The following is a 15947-nucleotide window of genomic DNA, read 5'->3' as shown; positions in this document are numbered from 1 at the left end:
GTTCGGGCGGCTGGTGCACCCCGCCGCTGGCTCTCATCTGCTACCCGCTTCGCCCTGCAGACACCAGAGAGCGAAGCCTCCACGGCCGCGAAAATCTCGGCACGGCGGCTCGATACCAGGACCGGATCGCCATTTTGGGGAGGTGATCGGTGCAGGTGCCCGGCGTGGATCACGCCGTCCATCTCCTGGCTGCATCATAGCCATCGTCCTTTTTCAACCGGCCGAGCCTCCCGACCGCCGGATCGATGATGAAGATACCCTCTGGCGATAGTCTCTTTTTGAAGAGTGTGACGGTCTGCGCCGTCCTACTTGTTCCGGCCTGTTGCCATGCCTCCTGCTCCGCGCACGCGGCAAGGCGTTGTCACTCTACCGTGCAACGCCCTGTGGAAATACGACAGGTGCACCAGAATAACCTGGTCTGGGCTAAAGATTTTTCAGGCAAACCCTGAAAAACGAAACGGCAGCCCTTGGTGTTCACGCCGCCGCTTGGGCTAGTACTACAGGTTGCGCATGTCCACGCCGTTTGTAATGACAGATGGTGGCTGCGGCCTGATGTCGTCGTCGCCATAGCGACCATGCGATGATGAAGGGCTTTTGTGTCGGTGGGAAGATGAGGATCCGGGCGAGGAGATAGCGGATCTCGGGCACGCTCGGGACGAGCCCAGCCATCCGGATCGGGCGGCGATTGGCTCCTTCAGACTTTCATTCGGTTTGCTCCATGCGCTGCGGCGAAGATCAGCCGATAGCTTGGAGAGGAACGCCAGGGCGGCCATGCACAGGCTCATGTGGCGATGCCATCCGTGCCAGGACCGAGCCTCGCAATGATCAAGTCCGAGATCATCCTTGGCGCGCTAACAGCACTCCTCCAGTTCCTCGGGCGAGGTTTCCTCAAACCGACGATCCCCTCCACGGCGCATGGAGGACGTTCTCGGACTGCAATGCCTCGGAGCCAACACACAGCTTTTTCTCGATACGCTGCGAGCGTGGCTTCAACTGGCGGATGATTTGCCAAGGCGGCGTTTGTCCGGGGTAGGTCAGACGGATTCCGCCGACGTCCACTCCGTCCCGGTCGAGCAGCACGCGGATCAAATCTCTCGACTCAATTTATCGTAATCAGTCATTTATTACCTCGACAGAGCCGCTAGGTGCCTGCTCCTGAATGAATTTGAAGCTAGGCTGGGCCTGCCGAGGCGTGAGACCATAGGCTTTTTGATCTGTTGCTGTGAGTCGACCTCGATAGGAACATAACATGAACAAACGGAAGTGACTACGCCCATCTCTCGACTTCCCGCAGGGGGTTAACGATATCGACTCCCTCGAAATCTTTCTCGTTGTCCGTGACGACAAGGCACCCATTTCTCTCGGCAACAGCGGCGATGATCGTGTCGAGAGCGCTTCGTGGGCGGCCTTTGGCCTTGCCATCTGCCATTAGCCGCGCCCAGATCAGACCTGCTTTCTCGTCGAATGCGAGGATGCGATCCGCGAACAGAGCCTGCGGCCCTTCAGACCCAGTGAACCACTTGTCGAGTGCATCGCGCTTTCTGCCGCGTGGTTTCTCCAAAATCCCGCGTCGGATTTCCGCAACGGTCAGCGAGGCGATAAACAGGTCCTCATCGCGCTGTGACGACATCCATGCCACGAGTGATTCTGATGGCTGCGATTTGACGACATTGCTGATGATGTTGGTATCGAGCAGGTAACGCGTCACAGGTCGACCTTGCGCCCCTCTTCGCGGGGCCGGCTGAGGTCGAGGTCCGCGCCAACCAGAGGCGAGCGACGCAACGCAGCGAGAATGCCGCCCGCTTTCGGAGACTCACCCGCCACTGCCTGCTGTACGGCCCGACGAAGCTGTCCGGCTTCCGGCCCGCCCTCCGTCAATTTCCGGGCAAGGGTTCGCAGTAGATCGCGGTCGGCGTCGAACGCCTGGATCTCGAACCGCGCGATGCCGCGCTCAGTCAGGCGAGACCGATAATTCTCGATGGCTCTCTTCTGCGCACTGTTGCTCATCGCGTGTCTCCGCTCTATATCCGGATATATAGCCGTCTTTTCCTTGGAGGGCAAGGCTAGGAGGCTCGTCAGCGTCATCGAAAGATCGCCAGCAAGTCCGGCCGACAGGCCCTTGACGTGTTCGAACAGCGCGTCGGTAGCCAACGCCGGATCGTCATTGTGCATATAGGTCACCAGCGCGGCCGTAAGTTGGCCCGGCTTTTGGCGCGTCGGGGGGCATTTCGGAAAACAACGCCTTGAGGTCGCTGTGGAGCCAGGACATCGCCCCGCGCACGACCGCGCTCTCGTCGCTGAACCTGTCGTGGGCAGTTTCATGGCCGAGAAAGTCTGGCAGGCCGGACATACCCCATGTTACCAACGGGTCGGGGTGCGCCCGTCCAAACTGCGCCAACAAAGCGACCGTCTTGTCGTAATAGGCGTCGATCTCGTCCATGCTGTTCAAGGACATCAGCTCGTGCGGGAAAGTTACGTCGGCGCCCGCTTCATCATAGGTCCTGACCGGCCAACGCAAATAAGAGGTCGCAACGCCTCCCGTTAAGGTGGAACGATGTATGGCCTGAATCTGCAGCCGCAGCGGCATCATCCGCAATGTTTGCAGATAAGGCGCGAGCGCTGGGAAGCTGGTGTCCACGACTTCCGCATAAGCGAGCTGCAGTCTGCGGTAGTAGGCGTCAAGGGCAGCTGCCAGTCGAGCTTGGCCGTCCGGGGTCCGGACGTCGAAATCCGAATGGTCGTCCCACCATGGCGTCACCTGCGCAACACCTCGCCCGGTCAACCAATCGATATCATCAAGCAATTCGTTCATTGGGAAGGTCGGTTGCCCTGAAAGGACGCCGCGGCTTACTATTGTATTTGCATGCGGCTGAAGCAGGCGGCGCGCGTCGGCAAGCGGGCCGGGGCGAGCTGGCGAACCATATTCCCGGTTCAGATGCCTCAGACGCCCAAAGACGCGCTCCTCGCTCCAGACGACGCCGCCACGCAAGCGCCTGCGCGTCATGAGCTCTTGAAGGGCCTGCTGAACCCGTTTCAGACCTAGGACCCGACCGGCTTCACGACCATAGCCTGACTCCCGCAATCTGTTGCCATAGGCCTTGGCGGCTGCATACCATTCAGAGGTGAGCTCGACTTTCGGTCCTTCAGCGACATCAAAAAATGAGAAGCCGACATCGTCCTTTCCGACGCTCCCGCGAATCCCGAGATTCCGGATTGAAACGCCGGCTATCTCTTCGAGAACAAGATCCCTGACTGGGCCAAGATGCGAGCTGGCAAGCGTATCCACCGACAGGCGGATATCCTCCAGAAGGCGAAGCGCGGGTTTGCGTGGCGTGCTGTCGCCGATCGAGACCTCACCGACCAGCAAGTGCAGAGTGCGAATGGCGAGCTGGAGGTTGGTTGCGGCGATCGCCTGCCAAGCCTCGCCGCGATCGTCGGCACTTGGCGCCGTGGCGACGAGCAGCGTCGCAAATTGCGAAGAGGGGTCAAATGTCAGCTTTGCCAAGCTGGCACCACTCGAGTCGGCAGGTCCGCGCCAGAAGCGCAGCGCTCGCAGGTAGTCGGCCAGGCCCTCATGCCCGAGCTCGACAGTTGCGCCGCGAAGGCTGATCGCGTCCGCGGTGGCGAGCCGGTTGAGTGTAGAGCGTGTATCGACTTTTGCTCCACCGAGCTCCAAGGCGCGATCGATGCCTATTGGCCCAGCGACTGTCTCGGCCGCGATGGACTGCAACAGTGAGCGGTCGAGCGCCCGGTCGACCGGTCCTGACGCGTTCAGCATGCGGGCCAGCCAATGTTCATAAAGCGAGGCGACGTCAGTGATGTAATGACCGGTAAGGGCGTAGTGATCGAGCACCAGTTCGGCGAACAAGGGCACCTCGGCGACTCGGAACATGTAATCCGGCGCTGCTTCGAAGACCCTGGAGAGGTTTGGGCGGGTCGCGGCGGCTCGCTTCGCCAGGTCGGCAAGCTCTTCGCGGGAGTATCCCGTCAGGCGAAGCACAGGCAAGTCAAGCCCGGTCGGGGAAGCCAGCTCGCGCGACATCAAGTAAACGAGCGTTTTTGGAAAATCTTTGAGCAGCGTTCGAAGGGCAGCCTCGACATGGCTGCGTTGGTTCTCCGCGACGCGCTCGAACCCGTCGGCGGCGATGAGCAGGCCGTGTTCACGAGCGATCGTCGCGAGCATCGCCTCTGTAAAGCCGGGTTTGTGAGCGGCCACGCGCCTGGTCAGAAACATTTCGACGGTTTGCCCGCTAGCGGCAAAGTCGGGCAGGAAGACGTCGATAGGAAGCGCCTCCAGTTTGCCCTCCCATCGTCTTTCGAACCCTTCAAGAAGCAAGGACGCGGCAAGCGTGGTCTTGCCATAGCCTGACATACCGTTGACCACCGCGCCCTTTGGAGAATGATCGAGAAGCCGTGTCGAGGTCAGCGGCTGGCTCGCCGCGCCGCGCAGCGTCCTTGGGATCGCAGCACCGGCTACGGCTCCAAGACGGGTGTGCTCGGCCACTTCATAGGCACTGAGATCGCGTGCGAGGAGGTTGAACCGCTTAAATTGCAGAGCGGCGCAATGCGCCTTTACGGCCTCTCTTCCAAGAAGGCCCTCGACCTCCCCTCGCCTGGCGGCAAGATCGGCAACGTCACAGGCGAGCACGAGTTCACTCTCGGAGGAGACCTGAAGCTGCCACACCTCAAAGCGCACACCGTTGGTGAGGAGCAACAAGGGTGCACGAAGGTTTTGAGCGTAAGATTCGCCTTGTTCGCGACCGGGATCGAGCTTTTCACTCGGCCGCTTCGCTTCGACGACGATAAGCGAGGTAGCACGACCAAATGGCTGCTCGGCATAGACAACGAGATCGGCCTCAGGATTGCGACCGCGGCGCTTCTTGCCGCCTTCCTGGAACAGGACTGGTAGCTTGGCGCTGATGCAGGAGCGGTCGTGCCCCAGGGCCTCCAGTAGCGGCAGGATCAGCCAGGTTTCCACGTCGGCTTCACGCGCCCCGGCCAAGGACCTGATGCTATCCCAGAAACTGTCGGTCATGCCATCCCAGCCCACCCCCTGGCCACCACATACAGCAGCCAATCCCGGTTGGAAACCTGCTGGCGCCGACGCCGGCTTGACCAGAGTTCGTCGGCATAAGGAGGCTGGCCCCCTGTGGCAGTCTCGACCCAGAACGACCAAGAAGGCCTCTGATTGCATCGCGTACCGCCCGAGATTGGAACCAAGTCGGATGCCCCTATGCTTGCGTCAGCGGCGCTTGCTCGTTCGTAACGCGCCTCCTCTTTAACTTTGGCCAGACTGGCTCGAAGCGCCCTCTCGTGCCCGCTCGGATTGCCTTGGACGCTCTCAGTACTCGCAGCCTTGGCGAAGGAGCGCGTTGCTCTAAAAGCGCAACGCGTGGTTCGCTTCGTCCACGAGCCTTGAATGGTCCCTGAAGCTGCCTAGATTGTCTTGTAGGTCCAGTGAGGCTGTTGCGCCCAGCATGACCTGTGGGTCTTGTGCGTCCAGTATTGCCAGTGGGGCCCGGAGGGTGCTAGGGCCTGTGAAGACAAAGGCGTGGCCCATGAGTCGCCCGCAGGATCAATCGCATGCCTCTCGAATTCGATGGTCGGTCCTATCGGACCATCCAAGATGTCAAGGACCGTTACCGGGTGTCGGAGAAGTCCCTGCGGCGCTGGGCCAAGGCCGGGTTGATCCCGGAGCCGGACTTCGCCGCCCATGGCGGCAGGGTTTTCCGGCATTACAGTGATGATTGGTGCACAAGACTTGAGCAATTCCTTAACTCCAAGCGTGCTCCGGTAGCGTAGGTGTGTTTGGATGATTGGGTCAATACAAGGAGCGTTTTGCTATGAAACCGCGCAGTCAAAGCTACGAAGAAGGCCGCCGGCTCTTCAAGGAGCTGTCGGCGGACGGTAGCGCAATCCGGGCCTTCTCGGAGGCCCGTCGCGAGAATGGCGCGGGTGACTACGACCCGGTATCGGCCGCAGATGCCTTTGACCGCGGTCTTCCGCATGCCATCAAGCGCGTTGGCGCCATTGCCGAACGGCTCACACACATGAAGCCCAAGCGCTAGCGTGAACCAATAGGGAGGATGGGGCCGATCGCGGCCCCATTTTTTATGCCAAGGTTGATTTCGCTTGAAATCCTGGAAGAACGCTTCGCCGAGTACTATGCGAATGCGGATCAGTTCGTCACTGGCCTGAACGAGGCTTTTGGCACGGCGGTCTTTGTGAACGCGCCGGCGCTCTACATTGCCGTCAAATCCGCCTATGACGACATTGAGCGTTACAAGCTCTATCATCTTGAAGAACCGCAGAAGCAAAAGTCGAACGCAGTGAAACGGGTCGCTTACCTGACCAAATGGATCACCAAGTGCCGGCCGATCCAGTATCCGGCCGACACCTCCATCCAGGACGTCATCCCGTTTATCGCCAACGCCGCCTTCGCTGTCTCGCTTGGACGCTCGCTGATGGCATCCGAACTCGACCGCGAGTTTTTCCTGACGGAGGAAAAGGAAGCCGAACTCGTCTATGACCTGACCTATCGGGAGGTGACCGGCGACGGCTTGCTGGCGATTTTCCAGCTGGTCTACGACACGGCGGCAGGGCAGCCGCTGTTCGAGAGCCTAGCCGACCACCAGTTCAAAAAGTCGCCCAAATGACCACAAGATGGTGGTCAGGCTCGGCACGGTCGCAATCGCGGCGCCCGTGACCAGCGAGATCAGGCACAACCAAGCCAAAAGCTGCAGCGTCTCACGGTCCTTGCGTCGATAAAAACCATCGAGCACGGTGATGACGTTGCCACTGTTGCGGCTAAGCCAAAGCTCGCGCGAGCTCTGGTCCCCAGCTGGCGATTTGCGCTCCTCGTCAAGTCTCACAGCCCCGGCCTGTTGCAGAAATGCCGCGTAGCGGCTGCGTGTCATCAGCGCGGTCTCTCGCTCGACGAAATCGTTGATCGACTCATAGAGCGTGATTTCCCGCGGACATGTGAGCTGAAAGATCAGGACGCCAAGCCCAAATAAGGATAGCCCGACATGGAAGGCGTAAATCTGCCATCCAGGCGAGCCAAGGGCCTCAACACCGGTGAAATTCTGCAGGATCTTCGCGAAGTGATCGTTCAAGACCAGAAGCCAACCGACCACCGGCACGATGGCGAGCAGCCTCGAGAAACGTGAACTCGCCAGGCGTTTCACTGTGGTCCACGGCACGGCCGGCAAAACTTGCCCTCCACCTAATATCGGATCCGACGACCCGGCTTTGCACTTCGCGTCCTAGAGATTGGCTTTCAACCACTTATGCCCGCTTTCATCGAAACCGTGCCAAGCCCCTTCCCCGGTGAGCTTTGCCACAAGCAGCTCGTCATTGTCGTCCACGAAGGCTAGCAGGTCATCGCGGACCTGCTCAGCCGTGAGGTTGGTCACCACGATGAACGTGGAATCCAGATGCGCCCAATAGGTCGGATATTTTTCCTTGATGTGTTGGCGAAGGGCAGCGTCCTTCTTGGAATAGTTCGCGCCCTCGCGGTTCAAATCGTATCCGATGAAACAGCTCATTCAAAAAATCCTCTTCCTGACAGCAATCCAATTAATATCAGAAACCAACAATAGCATGCCGTGGCAAGAGGCGGGCAGCGAGGCGCAGCAAAGGCCCATTGAACCCCGAGGTAAAGCGATTGGATTGATGCCCGCAGCTCGCCGTGGCGACTGCGCATCGTTCGAAGCCGGTTGCAATTGTCTTCGCAAGTAAGGGCTAGTATTCTCCCAATACGAGGGGCCAGAATGTCGTTATCCAGGCGCTTATTCGGCGGAACATTGGACAATAAGCCTTGGTGGGTCATTGTCCTTGCAGCGGCTCTGGGCGCGTTTGGCGCGGAAGCCGTCAAGGCGATGCCGTCGGCCTATTCGTGGCTCCGCTCGTTCTACCCAATCGACCCCAATGTCATCATCTTTGTTCGCGCTGCGGACACGCATGAGCCGGTCGACGGCGTGGTGGTGTCGATCATCGATTCAAATCTGACGCCGATCGCCTTGGTCGGGACTGACAAGACCGAAACCGTCACGAACAAAAAAGGCCTTGCGACGCTTCATGTCAGCCTGATGCCAAGCGTAAACTATGCCATATCCTTGACCGAGCAATATCAGGGCACGGAATTCCAGTATACTTTCCCGGTGATTATCAAGGACGACATCCAACAATCCTTCGACTTCGACACTCAAACATGGGCAAAGAAAGCCGAGAACCCTGTGATGGTGGCCAACGATCCCAAGCAGGATATCAGTCCTTCGGATAATCTGCCTGGCTGGATGAAGTTCGCCTATGCGGAACTTGGGCAAAAAGAGGTTACGGGGGCCGGCATAAATCCGCGTATTGCCGAATATTGGAAGGTCTCCGACACACAACAGAAGTTCGACAATGACGACATCGACTGGAGCTCAGTGTTCGTCGGATGGGCCTTGAAGCAAGTCGGCATCGAGGGCACCCATAGCGCCATCAATCGCACATGGCTCTCATGGGGTAAGGAGGTCGATCTCCAACCCGGATGCATAGCCGTGTTCTGGCGAGAGAGCCCCAGCAGCCCTTATGGACATGCGGGCTTCGTCCTCGGTCAGAATGGGAACGCCATCACGGTCCTTGGCGGCAACCAGTCCAATGCGGTGTCGATAACTCAGATCCAGAAATCGAGACTGTTGGGTTGCCGCATGCCCGGCTAGGGCTGCCGCTGCAGGCGAGCCTGGAGTTGCCGGGCTTCTACGAGACTGCTGTCGCTTTGGTACTTGCTTATCAGAAGGCCGCGGCGCCCGTCGCGATGCCGGACGTTGCAGAAGCGGAAGCGGCCGCCCAACTGCTTCTCCGCGCGTGCGTCAACCCGTACGCCTCAACACCAGGCGCTGTTGACGCCGATCAAGACATCCAATGCCTTGAAACGCAAAAACCGCCCCGGTTAGACCGGGACGGTTATTGATTTATGATAGAATTGGTTGCGGGGACAGGATTTGAACCTGTGTACTTCAGCTTATGAGCCGGGAACGCCGTTCACCCTTCGAACAACACGACTGTCGTTTGGCTGGCAAGCCATCGGTCACCTACAGCGGTGGGGTAATATGCTCATGTAGCCGATGTGCCGATAATGCAACAGGATGCCGAACCTGATAAGGCATTTTCGCATAGAAACGCGCTGCTGCTCGCATCGCACGCGACCCTAAGGGGAACAACGCCGATGTTTCACATAACGACATAAACATTTATCTATATGGTGTTTGACAAAGGCGCGTGGTGCTGTGATTGTCTGCGTGTCGTGGTTCTCCGTACGGCGCTGCCGCAGCGGAGCTAAGAGGGAAGCCGGTGCGATGCCGGCCCCCGCAACTGATAGCGGCGAGCCAATCCCACTCATGTCACTGAGGCGAACAGCCTCGGGAAGACGGGTAGAGGCTACGACCCGCGAGCCAGGAGACCTGCCACGGCGAACAATGTCCACGGGCGGGGTGTCTCGGTGGTCGCGGCAGCCCGACGTTCCTGTCGGCCTACCGGCGCCTTCCTGGTCCCCACGCCCCAACCATCGGGGTATGGCATGACTGTCTCTCAGCAAGTTCCTGTAGCAACGCTCGGCGTGCCGCGTATAGGTCGCCGGCGCGAACTGAAGTTCGCGCTTGAAAGGTACTGGGCCGGAAAATCTTGTGCTGCCGACCTTCTTACAACGGCGAAGGCGCTCCGCATCGCCAGCTGGGAAGAGCAGCACGATCGCGGCGTGTCGAAAATCCCGTCGAACGACTTCTCGCTCTACGACCATGTGCTCGACACCGCAGCCATGGTCGGCGCCGTGCCATCCCGTTACGCCTGGAATAGCGGCGAGGTCCCACTCGACATCTACTTCGCCATGGCGCGAGGCAACCAAGGTCGAACGGAGGATTGTGGACACGCTGGTCACGAGCATGCGGCTCATGAACCTAGCCTAACCGCGATGGAAATGACCAAATGGTTTGACACCAACTATCACTACATTGTGCCCGAACTCGACGATGATCAGACGTTCGCCCTCTCATCGACGAAACCGGTTGATTATTTCCTCGAGGCTAAAGCCCTCGGCATTTACACACGCCCAGTCATCCTTGGACCGGTAACCTTCCTCAAGCTGGCGAAGTCACCTGCCGAAGGTTTCAATCCCATCGCGCTCCTACCACGGCTTCTGCCCATCTACGAGCAACTCCTGCGGAGGCTAAGTCTGTCAGGAGCCGACTGGGTGCAGATTGATGAGCCAGCGCTTGTGCTCGATCTGAACCCGAACGAACGAGCTGCGTTCCAATTCGCCTACGGCCAACTGTCGAAAGCCGTGCCCGAGTTGAAGATCATGTTGGCGACCTATTTCGGGTCGCTGGGAGACAATCTCGAGACCGCAATTTCCCTGCCGGTGGCGGGCCTGCATCTCGATCTCGTGCGCGCTCCCGAGCAGTTGGAAACGGTTGGTCGTCTCGCGCCGAAGGATCTGGTGCTCTCACTTGGATTGATCGACGGTCGCAACGTCTGGCGTGCGAACCTGCCTGCCATTCTCGACCGCATCAAGCCGGTCGTCGCCGGCTGGCCCTTGGACCGCGTCGAGATCGCGCCTTCCTGCTCGATGCTGCATGTGCCGATCGACCTGCGTATGGAGACGGCACTCGATGAGGACATCAGATCGTGGCTCGCCTTCGCGGCCGAGAAGACCGACGAACTGGTTGTGCTGGCCCAGGCCTTGTCCAAAGGCAGGGATGCGGTGGCAGACGCGTTGAATGCTTCGGCCGAGGCGGCCGCCGCGCGCGCAACGTCCATAAAGGTCCATGATCCGCTCGTCGAGGGGCGGATCGCCAGCATCAACGGCGGCATGAAGCATCGAAAGAGCGCCTTTGCCGAGCGTTCCAGAGTCCAAGCTGGCACGCTCGGCCTGCCGCCATTCCCAACGACGACCATCGGGTCCTTCCCGCAGACGCCGGAGGTGCGCAAGGCACGCGCCGCTCATGCGAAAGGCAGGCTCAGCTATGTCGACTACGAGACCTTCCTGAAGAAGGAGACCAAGGCTGCTATTCGCTGGCAGGAGGAGATCGGGCTAGACGTGCTGGTGCACGGGGAGTTCGAACGAAACGACATGGTACAGCATTTCGGCGAGCAGCTATTCGGCTTCGCCTTCACCCAGCATGCCTGGGTGCAGAGCTATGGTTCCCGCTACGTGCGCCCGCCCATCATCTTCGGCGACGTATCGCGGCCCAATGCGATGACGGTGCGCTGGTGGCAATTCGCCCAGTCGCTTACCGAAAAGCCGGTGAAGGGAATGCTGACAGGCCCAGTGACCATTCTCAACTGGTCTTTTGTTCGCGACGACATACCCCGCTCGGAGGCCTGCCGCCAGATCGCGCTCGCCATCCGCGATGAAGTGACGGACCTCGAAAGATCCGGCGCGAGGATGATCCAGATCGACGAGGCCGCGTTTCGCGAAGGCTTGCCACTGCGCAAGTCCGACTGGAAAGTCTATCTCGACTGGGCGGTCGAATGCTTCCGGCTCGCTTCAACGGGTGTAAAGGACGCAACCCAAATCCATACTCACATGTGCTATTCGGAGTTCAACGAGATCATCGACGCGATCGCTGAAATGGATGCGGATGTAATTTCGATCGAGACGTCGCGCTCGAAAATGGAACTTCTGGACGCCTTCACGAACTCGAAATATCCGAACGAAATCGGTCCCGGAGTCTATGACATTCACTCACCACGCGTCCCGGAAGTCGCCGAGATTTCTGCCCTCCTTATGCTTGCCCGGGAGCGACTGTCCGACGCCCAACTATGGGTAAACCCGGACTGCGGCCTCAAGACACGCAAATGGGAGGAGGTCCGCCCTGCCCTCACGAACATGGTCGCTGCAGCACGCGCGCTCCGGGAGAAAGTGTAGGCCGGAGGCTTTCTGAATTTCGCACCATGTCCCAGGGAAAAGTCGCCATCATTGTTGATTGCGACTTTCCCTGGCTCCGGCCATTATTTTCCTAAGATCTGCGAGACAGGTCGAGGCGTCGTCGCCGTTTCGGCGGGCAAGATGGGATAGGCGACCTCGGGCACCTTTCCGGTCAGCGAGTTAAGGAAGGCAACGAGCCGGTCGACCTCTTCTTGCGTCAATTCTTCACCGAGCTGGCTGGTCCCCATGATGGCGACGGCCTGCTTCAAATCCCAAACCTTGCCCGAATGAAAGTATGGTGCGGTCAGTGCCACGTTGCGCAGCGGCGCCACACGGAAAACATAGGCATCGTCGGGTGTATTGGTGACCGCAAATCGGCCCTTGTCTTTTTCCGGCAGGATGTCGGCGCCAGGCTTTTCAACAAGGCCAAATGGGTAATAGCCGTCCCCACCAACGTTGATGCCGGCATGGCAGGACGAGCAGCCTTTGTCCATGAAAAGAGCCAGGCCCTGTTTCTGTTCGGAAGTCATGGCGGCGTCATCGCCATTGAGGAAGTCATCGAAGGGGGCCGGCGTGATCAGTGTCGCCTCGAAGGCTTCGATTGCCTTGGCGAAGTTGTCGAAGGTGACACGATCAGCTTCACCCGGGAAAGCTGCATTGAACCACTCAACATACTGCGGCATCGACTTGAGCGTGGCGATGAGTTGACCCGGTGTGTTGGCCATTTCGCCACTGGCTTGGACCGGTCCTTTGGCCTGGGCCTTCAGGTCTTCGGCGCGCCCATCCCAGAACTGCGCGATGTTGAAGACAGAGTTCAATACCGTCGGCGCGTTGCGCGGCCCCTTCTGCCACCCATGACCGATCGAGGTTTCCCGATTGTCGTCGCCTCCGGTGGCCAGGTTGTGGCACGAATTGCACGAGAAGACGCCTGACGCCGAGACGCGTGGATCGAAGAACATGGCCTTGCCAAGGGCGGTCTTCTCCGGTGTGATCGGGTTGTTGGCGACTGCCGGTGTGGTGGATGGCAAAGCCTTGAAGGTGGCCCGTGCCGTCTCCCTGAGGTCTTCGGGGATCGCTTGCGCAGCAAGAGCGGCAGCTACCGGCAAGGCGACAGCCACCGTAGTCACTAGGATTTTCATGAATGGTCTCCCTGCGTGGTGCACCGCACCATTGTGGGACAAGCGGTTGGTGGGCGCCTTGCGCTAGATCAGGACCGGTCCCCTGTGGTCGCGGCAGAGCCGCGGCCGGCCCGGAAGTGAACGCTCTTCTCGAGTGGATTTCAGGGAAGCAAAGGGGCGGTGCTCGGCAAGCCCCGAAGCGCCGGCGCCGAAGCCGGAGCAAGAGCGGTTGACGGATGATGAACCTGCACCGTTTCGACCATTGAGAATGAACACGTTTGATACATCTTCCTTGACACGGCGCCAGGACACGGCCGCGGCCATCGATTTCACAGTCCAAACAGAGGATGGCAAAACAGAAATAGACCGCTTCGTTTCGAGAACACCGGCAATTTTTGAGCGCAAGCTCACGGTCGAGACGCGCCTGGAAATGCGCGAAGCTCCGCGGCGGCACGTTCGCCAATAACGGGCGGACCAACGTTCACGACGGCGCGATACCGCGCTAAAGACCTCGCCGCTCGACGAGCATCGCAATAATGCCGTCGAGACGTTTGTTGCTTTCAGTGGCAACCGGCACTATGAAGCGACGCTTCGCTGACTATGTTTCACGCCGCCTGGAGAGTTTCATGACAGAAGAAGCCGAAAAAAACATCGACACCCTTATCGAGCTGACCGCCGATGTCGTGTCAGCCTACGTCTCCAACAATCCGGTCCCGGTGGGGGATCTCCCTGCCCTGATCGGCCAGGTGCACGCGGCTCTGAAAGGCACGGCCGGAAGTGTCTCCACACAAGAGCCAGAGCCTCTCAAGCCTGCGGTACCGATCAGGAAGTCGGTGACACCGGACTACATCATCTCGCTCGAGGACGGGAAGAAATTCAAATCGCTGAAGCGCCATCTGTCGACCCACTATGGGCTGACGCCGGATGAATATCGCGCCAAATGGGGCCTGCCGGCGGATTATCCCATGGTCGCGCCGAACTACGCCTCGGCGCGCTCGGCATTGGCCAAGACGATGGGGCTCGGCCGCAAACCGAAAGAGCCGGAAACGCCGGAGCCGACGCCGGAGCCGGCGAAGCGGACCCGCAAGAAGGTCGCAGCTTGATTTCGGCAATCGAGATGCGTCCTCGATCGCTGCAGCCATCGGCTTAAAATGCGCCGGATATAAAAAGGCGGGAACCAATCCCGCCTTTCCTTTGCAGACAGCTTGCTTTTACTTGAGTTCGCGACGCCTTGCAGCAATCTGCTGCCCGGCCTTACCGTTGAACCACTTTCTTGCTCGCTCTTATCGAGCGGCCGTGAGTATCTGCTGACATACTGCGCCCACTCTGGCCGGGACGCAGGAGAAAATTCAGCCAGCTTTGCTGAGGCTGCCAGCAGAGGATTTGCCAGTGCGGCGGTCCTGTTCGACCTCATAGTTGATCTTCTGGCCATCAGCGAGAGTCGAAAGGCCCGCGCGTTCGACAGCGGAAATATGGACGAAAACATCCTGACCGCCATTGTCGGGTTGGATAAATCCAAATCCCTTGGTGCTGTTGAACCACTTCACCGTTCCAGTCGCCATTATACGCATTCCTTTGTAACAATTGTAACGTAGGCAGGCCATTGGGCCAGCCCGATTCATAGCCGAGAGTGAGGCGTAGCAAAACGAAAAATTTCAAGGCGCTGTTTGATCGCCCGGCGGGCAGCTGGCGCACGCCATCGCAACCGCCTATCACCAGCAAGCTTTGTCCAGCGCTGCCACTCAGGCATGGCCGAAGCACCCGATCTTCCAATGATCCGCAGCGCCCGTCCATGGCTTGGTTCTTGCAGGCCTATCACGGGACCATCCGACCTACCGACCCTGGCAGGATACGCTGACGACGATCCAACAACTGCATCGCGCACGAGACGCACTTAGCGTGACGCCTCATTCGTCGGGCCACCAGGATAAAGGCTGGGTGGTTCAGGGTGCCGTCTTCGTGCATAACCCGCCTGGCAAGCGCTTGAAGGAGTTTCGCGAAATTGGATTGTTTCAAGAAAATCGAGGGTCTGATCGATGCGGCCGGCGCTGATGCGGATACGGCCGGCGCGGATGCGATCGATGACGCGCGCGATTTGCTGGGTCAGTTCAAGGATAAGTCGGAAACAATCGCCCATGCGATCGACGACTTCCTGCTTGATTTGATGACCTTGCTGTTTGTTGTGGAAGCCACCCGCGAGCGGTTCCACAATCCCGCGCGCCGGTTGGCGCGCACAAGATTGAGCAGGATCAGGCTGTTGTTGACCAGATAGGCTTGGCTTATAGGCCGCCTCATTAACTGTCGCAGATCCTTGATAAGATCTGTCTGCGCGTGCGAGCCGACTCCGGGCGCTTGAGCCCGCCACGCTCCTGACGCCTCTCGCGTTCAGCATCGACCCTGACCTGCTTATCAAGGACAGCGTTCCGCGGGCGACCACCGACCTCTCCATTCTAAACCCTCTGAGTGCCGGCCGGTTCGAGGCGCATCCCATCCCCCAAAGGCAGCGCACTTAGTCGTCTCGCGAACGAGGACGATTTCGTCCCAAGCCACAAGCGCGTCATCGGCGGTGTCCAACGTGCGACAATGTCGGCTACGCGACATGGCGGTGCCCAACTATCACCTGCGCCGAACGGTTTTCTGATCTGGCACGGTACCTGCGTGTTCATGCGCACATGCGTCACGGATCAAGGAGAAGCCGTCCAATGATCGCCCCACCAAGAAACACCGCCACAGGTCTCCCGGGTCCATCCGAAGATGGGGCTCGAGTAAGGCCTCGTACCATGAAGGCGGTTGCTCATGCTCTGGCTCGGCGCTGCCCGCCGATCCGCCCACGGGGGGAGAGGTGGACGTGGCGCCATCAAAATGAGCAACAAATCACTTTGCCTCGAACCTTGCCTTTCAACCAGCCACCACAACTTGCG

17 protein-coding genes, 1 pseudogene and 1 riboswitch are annotated in these 15947 nt (G+C 59.3%); of the genes and pseudogenes, 9 read left to right on the top strand and 9 right to left on the bottom strand.

Annotation, left to right across the window (positions count from 1 at the left end; translation table 11 throughout):
• Positions 1-497: 497 nt before the first annotated feature.
• The 5 genes and pseudogenes from OHD62_RS33345 to OHD62_RS33325 form a co-directional block, all read right to left on the bottom strand.
• A pseudogene (locus OHD62_RS33345) lies at positions 498-848 on the bottom strand (hypothetical protein); the annotation flags it as partial.
• 40 nt (positions 849-888) lie between these two features.
• Complete coding sequence (locus OHD62_RS33340; RefSeq protein ID WP_263791731.1) at positions 889-1089, bottom strand: hypothetical protein; 201 nt, start codon at positions 1087-1089, stop codon at positions 889-891.
• Between the two features lie 178 nt (positions 1090-1267).
• Positions 1268-1708, bottom strand: a complete 441-nt coding sequence (locus tag OHD62_RS33335) for a type II toxin-antitoxin system VapC family toxin (protein ID WP_263791729.1) — start codon at positions 1706-1708, stop codon at positions 1268-1270.
• The gene (locus tag OHD62_RS33330; protein WP_263791813.1) at positions 1705-2007 is read right to left on the bottom strand and encodes a hypothetical protein; all 303 of its coding nucleotides are present in this window, start codon (positions 2005-2007) and stop codon (positions 1705-1707) included. Before OHD62_RS33330 ends, OHD62_RS33335 begins: the two co-directional genes overlap by 4 nt.
• Before the next feature lie 154 nt (positions 2008-2161).
• Positions 2162-5035 (bottom strand): type I restriction enzyme HsdR N-terminal domain-containing protein, encoded by a 2874-nt coding sequence (locus tag OHD62_RS33325; RefSeq protein WP_263791728.1) that lies wholly within the window; start codon positions 5033-5035, stop codon positions 2162-2164.
• Between the two features lie 548 nt (positions 5036-5583).
• Between OHD62_RS33325 and OHD62_RS33320 the strand changes: the two genes are divergently transcribed.
• The 3 genes from OHD62_RS33320 to OHD62_RS33310 are packed head-to-tail and all read left to right on the top strand — an operon-like array spanning position 5584 to position 6656.
• Complete coding sequence (locus tag OHD62_RS33320; RefSeq protein ID WP_263791725.1) at positions 5584-5802, top strand: MerR family transcriptional regulator; 219 nt, start codon at positions 5584-5586, stop codon at positions 5800-5802.
• 41 nt (positions 5803-5843) lie between these two features.
• Complete coding sequence (locus OHD62_RS33315; protein ID WP_263791723.1) at positions 5844-6068, top strand: hypothetical protein; 225 nt, start codon at positions 5844-5846, stop codon at positions 6066-6068.
• A 45-nt stretch (positions 6069-6113) separates the two neighbouring features.
• Complete coding sequence (locus tag OHD62_RS33310; protein ID WP_263791722.1) at positions 6114-6656, top strand: hypothetical protein; 543 nt, start codon at positions 6114-6116, stop codon at positions 6654-6656.
• Here the strand turns inward: OHD62_RS33310 and OHD62_RS33305 are convergent.
• Positions 6621-7211 carry a hypothetical protein gene (locus OHD62_RS33305; RefSeq protein WP_263791720.1) on the bottom strand — a complete coding sequence of 197 codons (591 nt, stop codon included), beginning with the start codon at positions 7209-7211 and terminating at the stop codon, positions 6621-6623. The genes OHD62_RS33310 and OHD62_RS33305 overlap by 36 nt on opposite strands.
• 54 nt (positions 7212-7265) lie before the next feature.
• Positions 7266-7547: a hypothetical protein gene (locus OHD62_RS33300; protein ID WP_263791719.1), complete on the bottom strand. Its 282-nt coding sequence runs from the start codon at positions 7545-7547 to the stop codon at positions 7266-7268.
• Between the two features lie 258 nt (positions 7548-7805).
• Here OHD62_RS33300 and OHD62_RS33295 point away from each other — a divergent pair, with 258 nt between their 5' ends.
• From OHD62_RS33295 to metE, 3 genes are all read left to right on the top strand, one after another.
• Positions 7806-8705 carry a TIGR02594 family protein gene (locus OHD62_RS33295; RefSeq protein ID WP_263791717.1) on the top strand — a complete coding sequence of 300 codons (900 nt, stop codon included), beginning with the start codon at positions 7806-7808 and terminating at the stop codon, positions 8703-8705.
• A gap of 26 nt (positions 8706-8731) precedes the next feature.
• A complete protein-coding gene (locus OHD62_RS33290; protein WP_263791715.1) occupies positions 8732-8956 on the top strand; it encodes a hypothetical protein in 225 nt (74 codons plus the stop codon).
• Between the two features lie 317 nt (positions 8957-9273).
• A riboswitch (cobalamin riboswitch) is annotated at positions 9274-9469 on the top strand.
• 93 nt (positions 9470-9562) lie between these two features.
• Positions 9563-11908 (top strand): 5-methyltetrahydropteroyltriglutamate--homocysteine S-methyltransferase, encoded by a 2346-nt coding sequence (metE, locus tag OHD62_RS33285; RefSeq protein ID WP_263791714.1) that lies wholly within the window; start codon positions 9563-9565, stop codon positions 11906-11908.
• 83 nt (positions 11909-11991) lie between these two features.
• Here metE and OHD62_RS33280 read toward each other — a convergent pair whose 3' ends face one another.
• A complete protein-coding gene (locus tag OHD62_RS33280) occupies positions 11992-13047 on the bottom strand; it encodes a cytochrome-c peroxidase (protein WP_263791712.1) in 1056 nt (351 codons plus the stop codon).
• A gap of 208 nt (positions 13048-13255) precedes the next feature.
• On the opposite strand from OHD62_RS33280, the gene OHD62_RS33275 reads away from it, so the two are divergent.
• Both OHD62_RS33275 and OHD62_RS33270 read left to right on the top strand, forming a co-directional pair.
• Positions 13256-13492, top strand: coding sequence for a hypothetical protein (locus tag OHD62_RS33275; protein WP_263791711.1), 237 nt, complete (start codon positions 13256-13258; stop codon positions 13490-13492).
• A gap of 160 nt (positions 13493-13652) precedes the next feature.
• Positions 13653-14129 carry a MucR family transcriptional regulator gene (locus tag OHD62_RS33270; RefSeq protein ID WP_263791709.1) on the top strand — a complete coding sequence of 159 codons (477 nt, stop codon included), beginning with the start codon at positions 13653-13655 and terminating at the stop codon, positions 14127-14129.
• Between the two features lie 246 nt (positions 14130-14375).
• Here OHD62_RS33270 and OHD62_RS33265 read toward each other — a convergent pair whose 3' ends face one another.
• Positions 14376-14588, bottom strand: coding sequence for a cold-shock protein (locus OHD62_RS33265; protein ID WP_263791708.1), 213 nt, complete (start codon positions 14586-14588; stop codon positions 14376-14378).
• Positions 14589-15028: 440 nt separating this feature from the next.
• On the opposite strand from OHD62_RS33265, the gene OHD62_RS33260 reads away from it, so the two are divergent.
• Positions 15029-15298 carry a hypothetical protein gene (locus OHD62_RS33260; protein WP_006199620.1) on the top strand — a complete coding sequence of 90 codons (270 nt, stop codon included), beginning with the start codon at positions 15029-15031 and terminating at the stop codon, positions 15296-15298.
• Positions 15299-15947 lie beyond the last annotated feature (649 nt).

It is taken from the genome of Mesorhizobium sp. YC-39, from assembly GCF_025753795.1.
In the GTDB taxonomy this organism is placed as follows: Bacteria; Pseudomonadota; Alphaproteobacteria; order Rhizobiales; family Rhizobiaceae; genus Mesorhizobium.
Note: the sequence above shows the minus strand (reverse complement) of the source record. Positions and strands in the feature narration are given on the sequence as shown.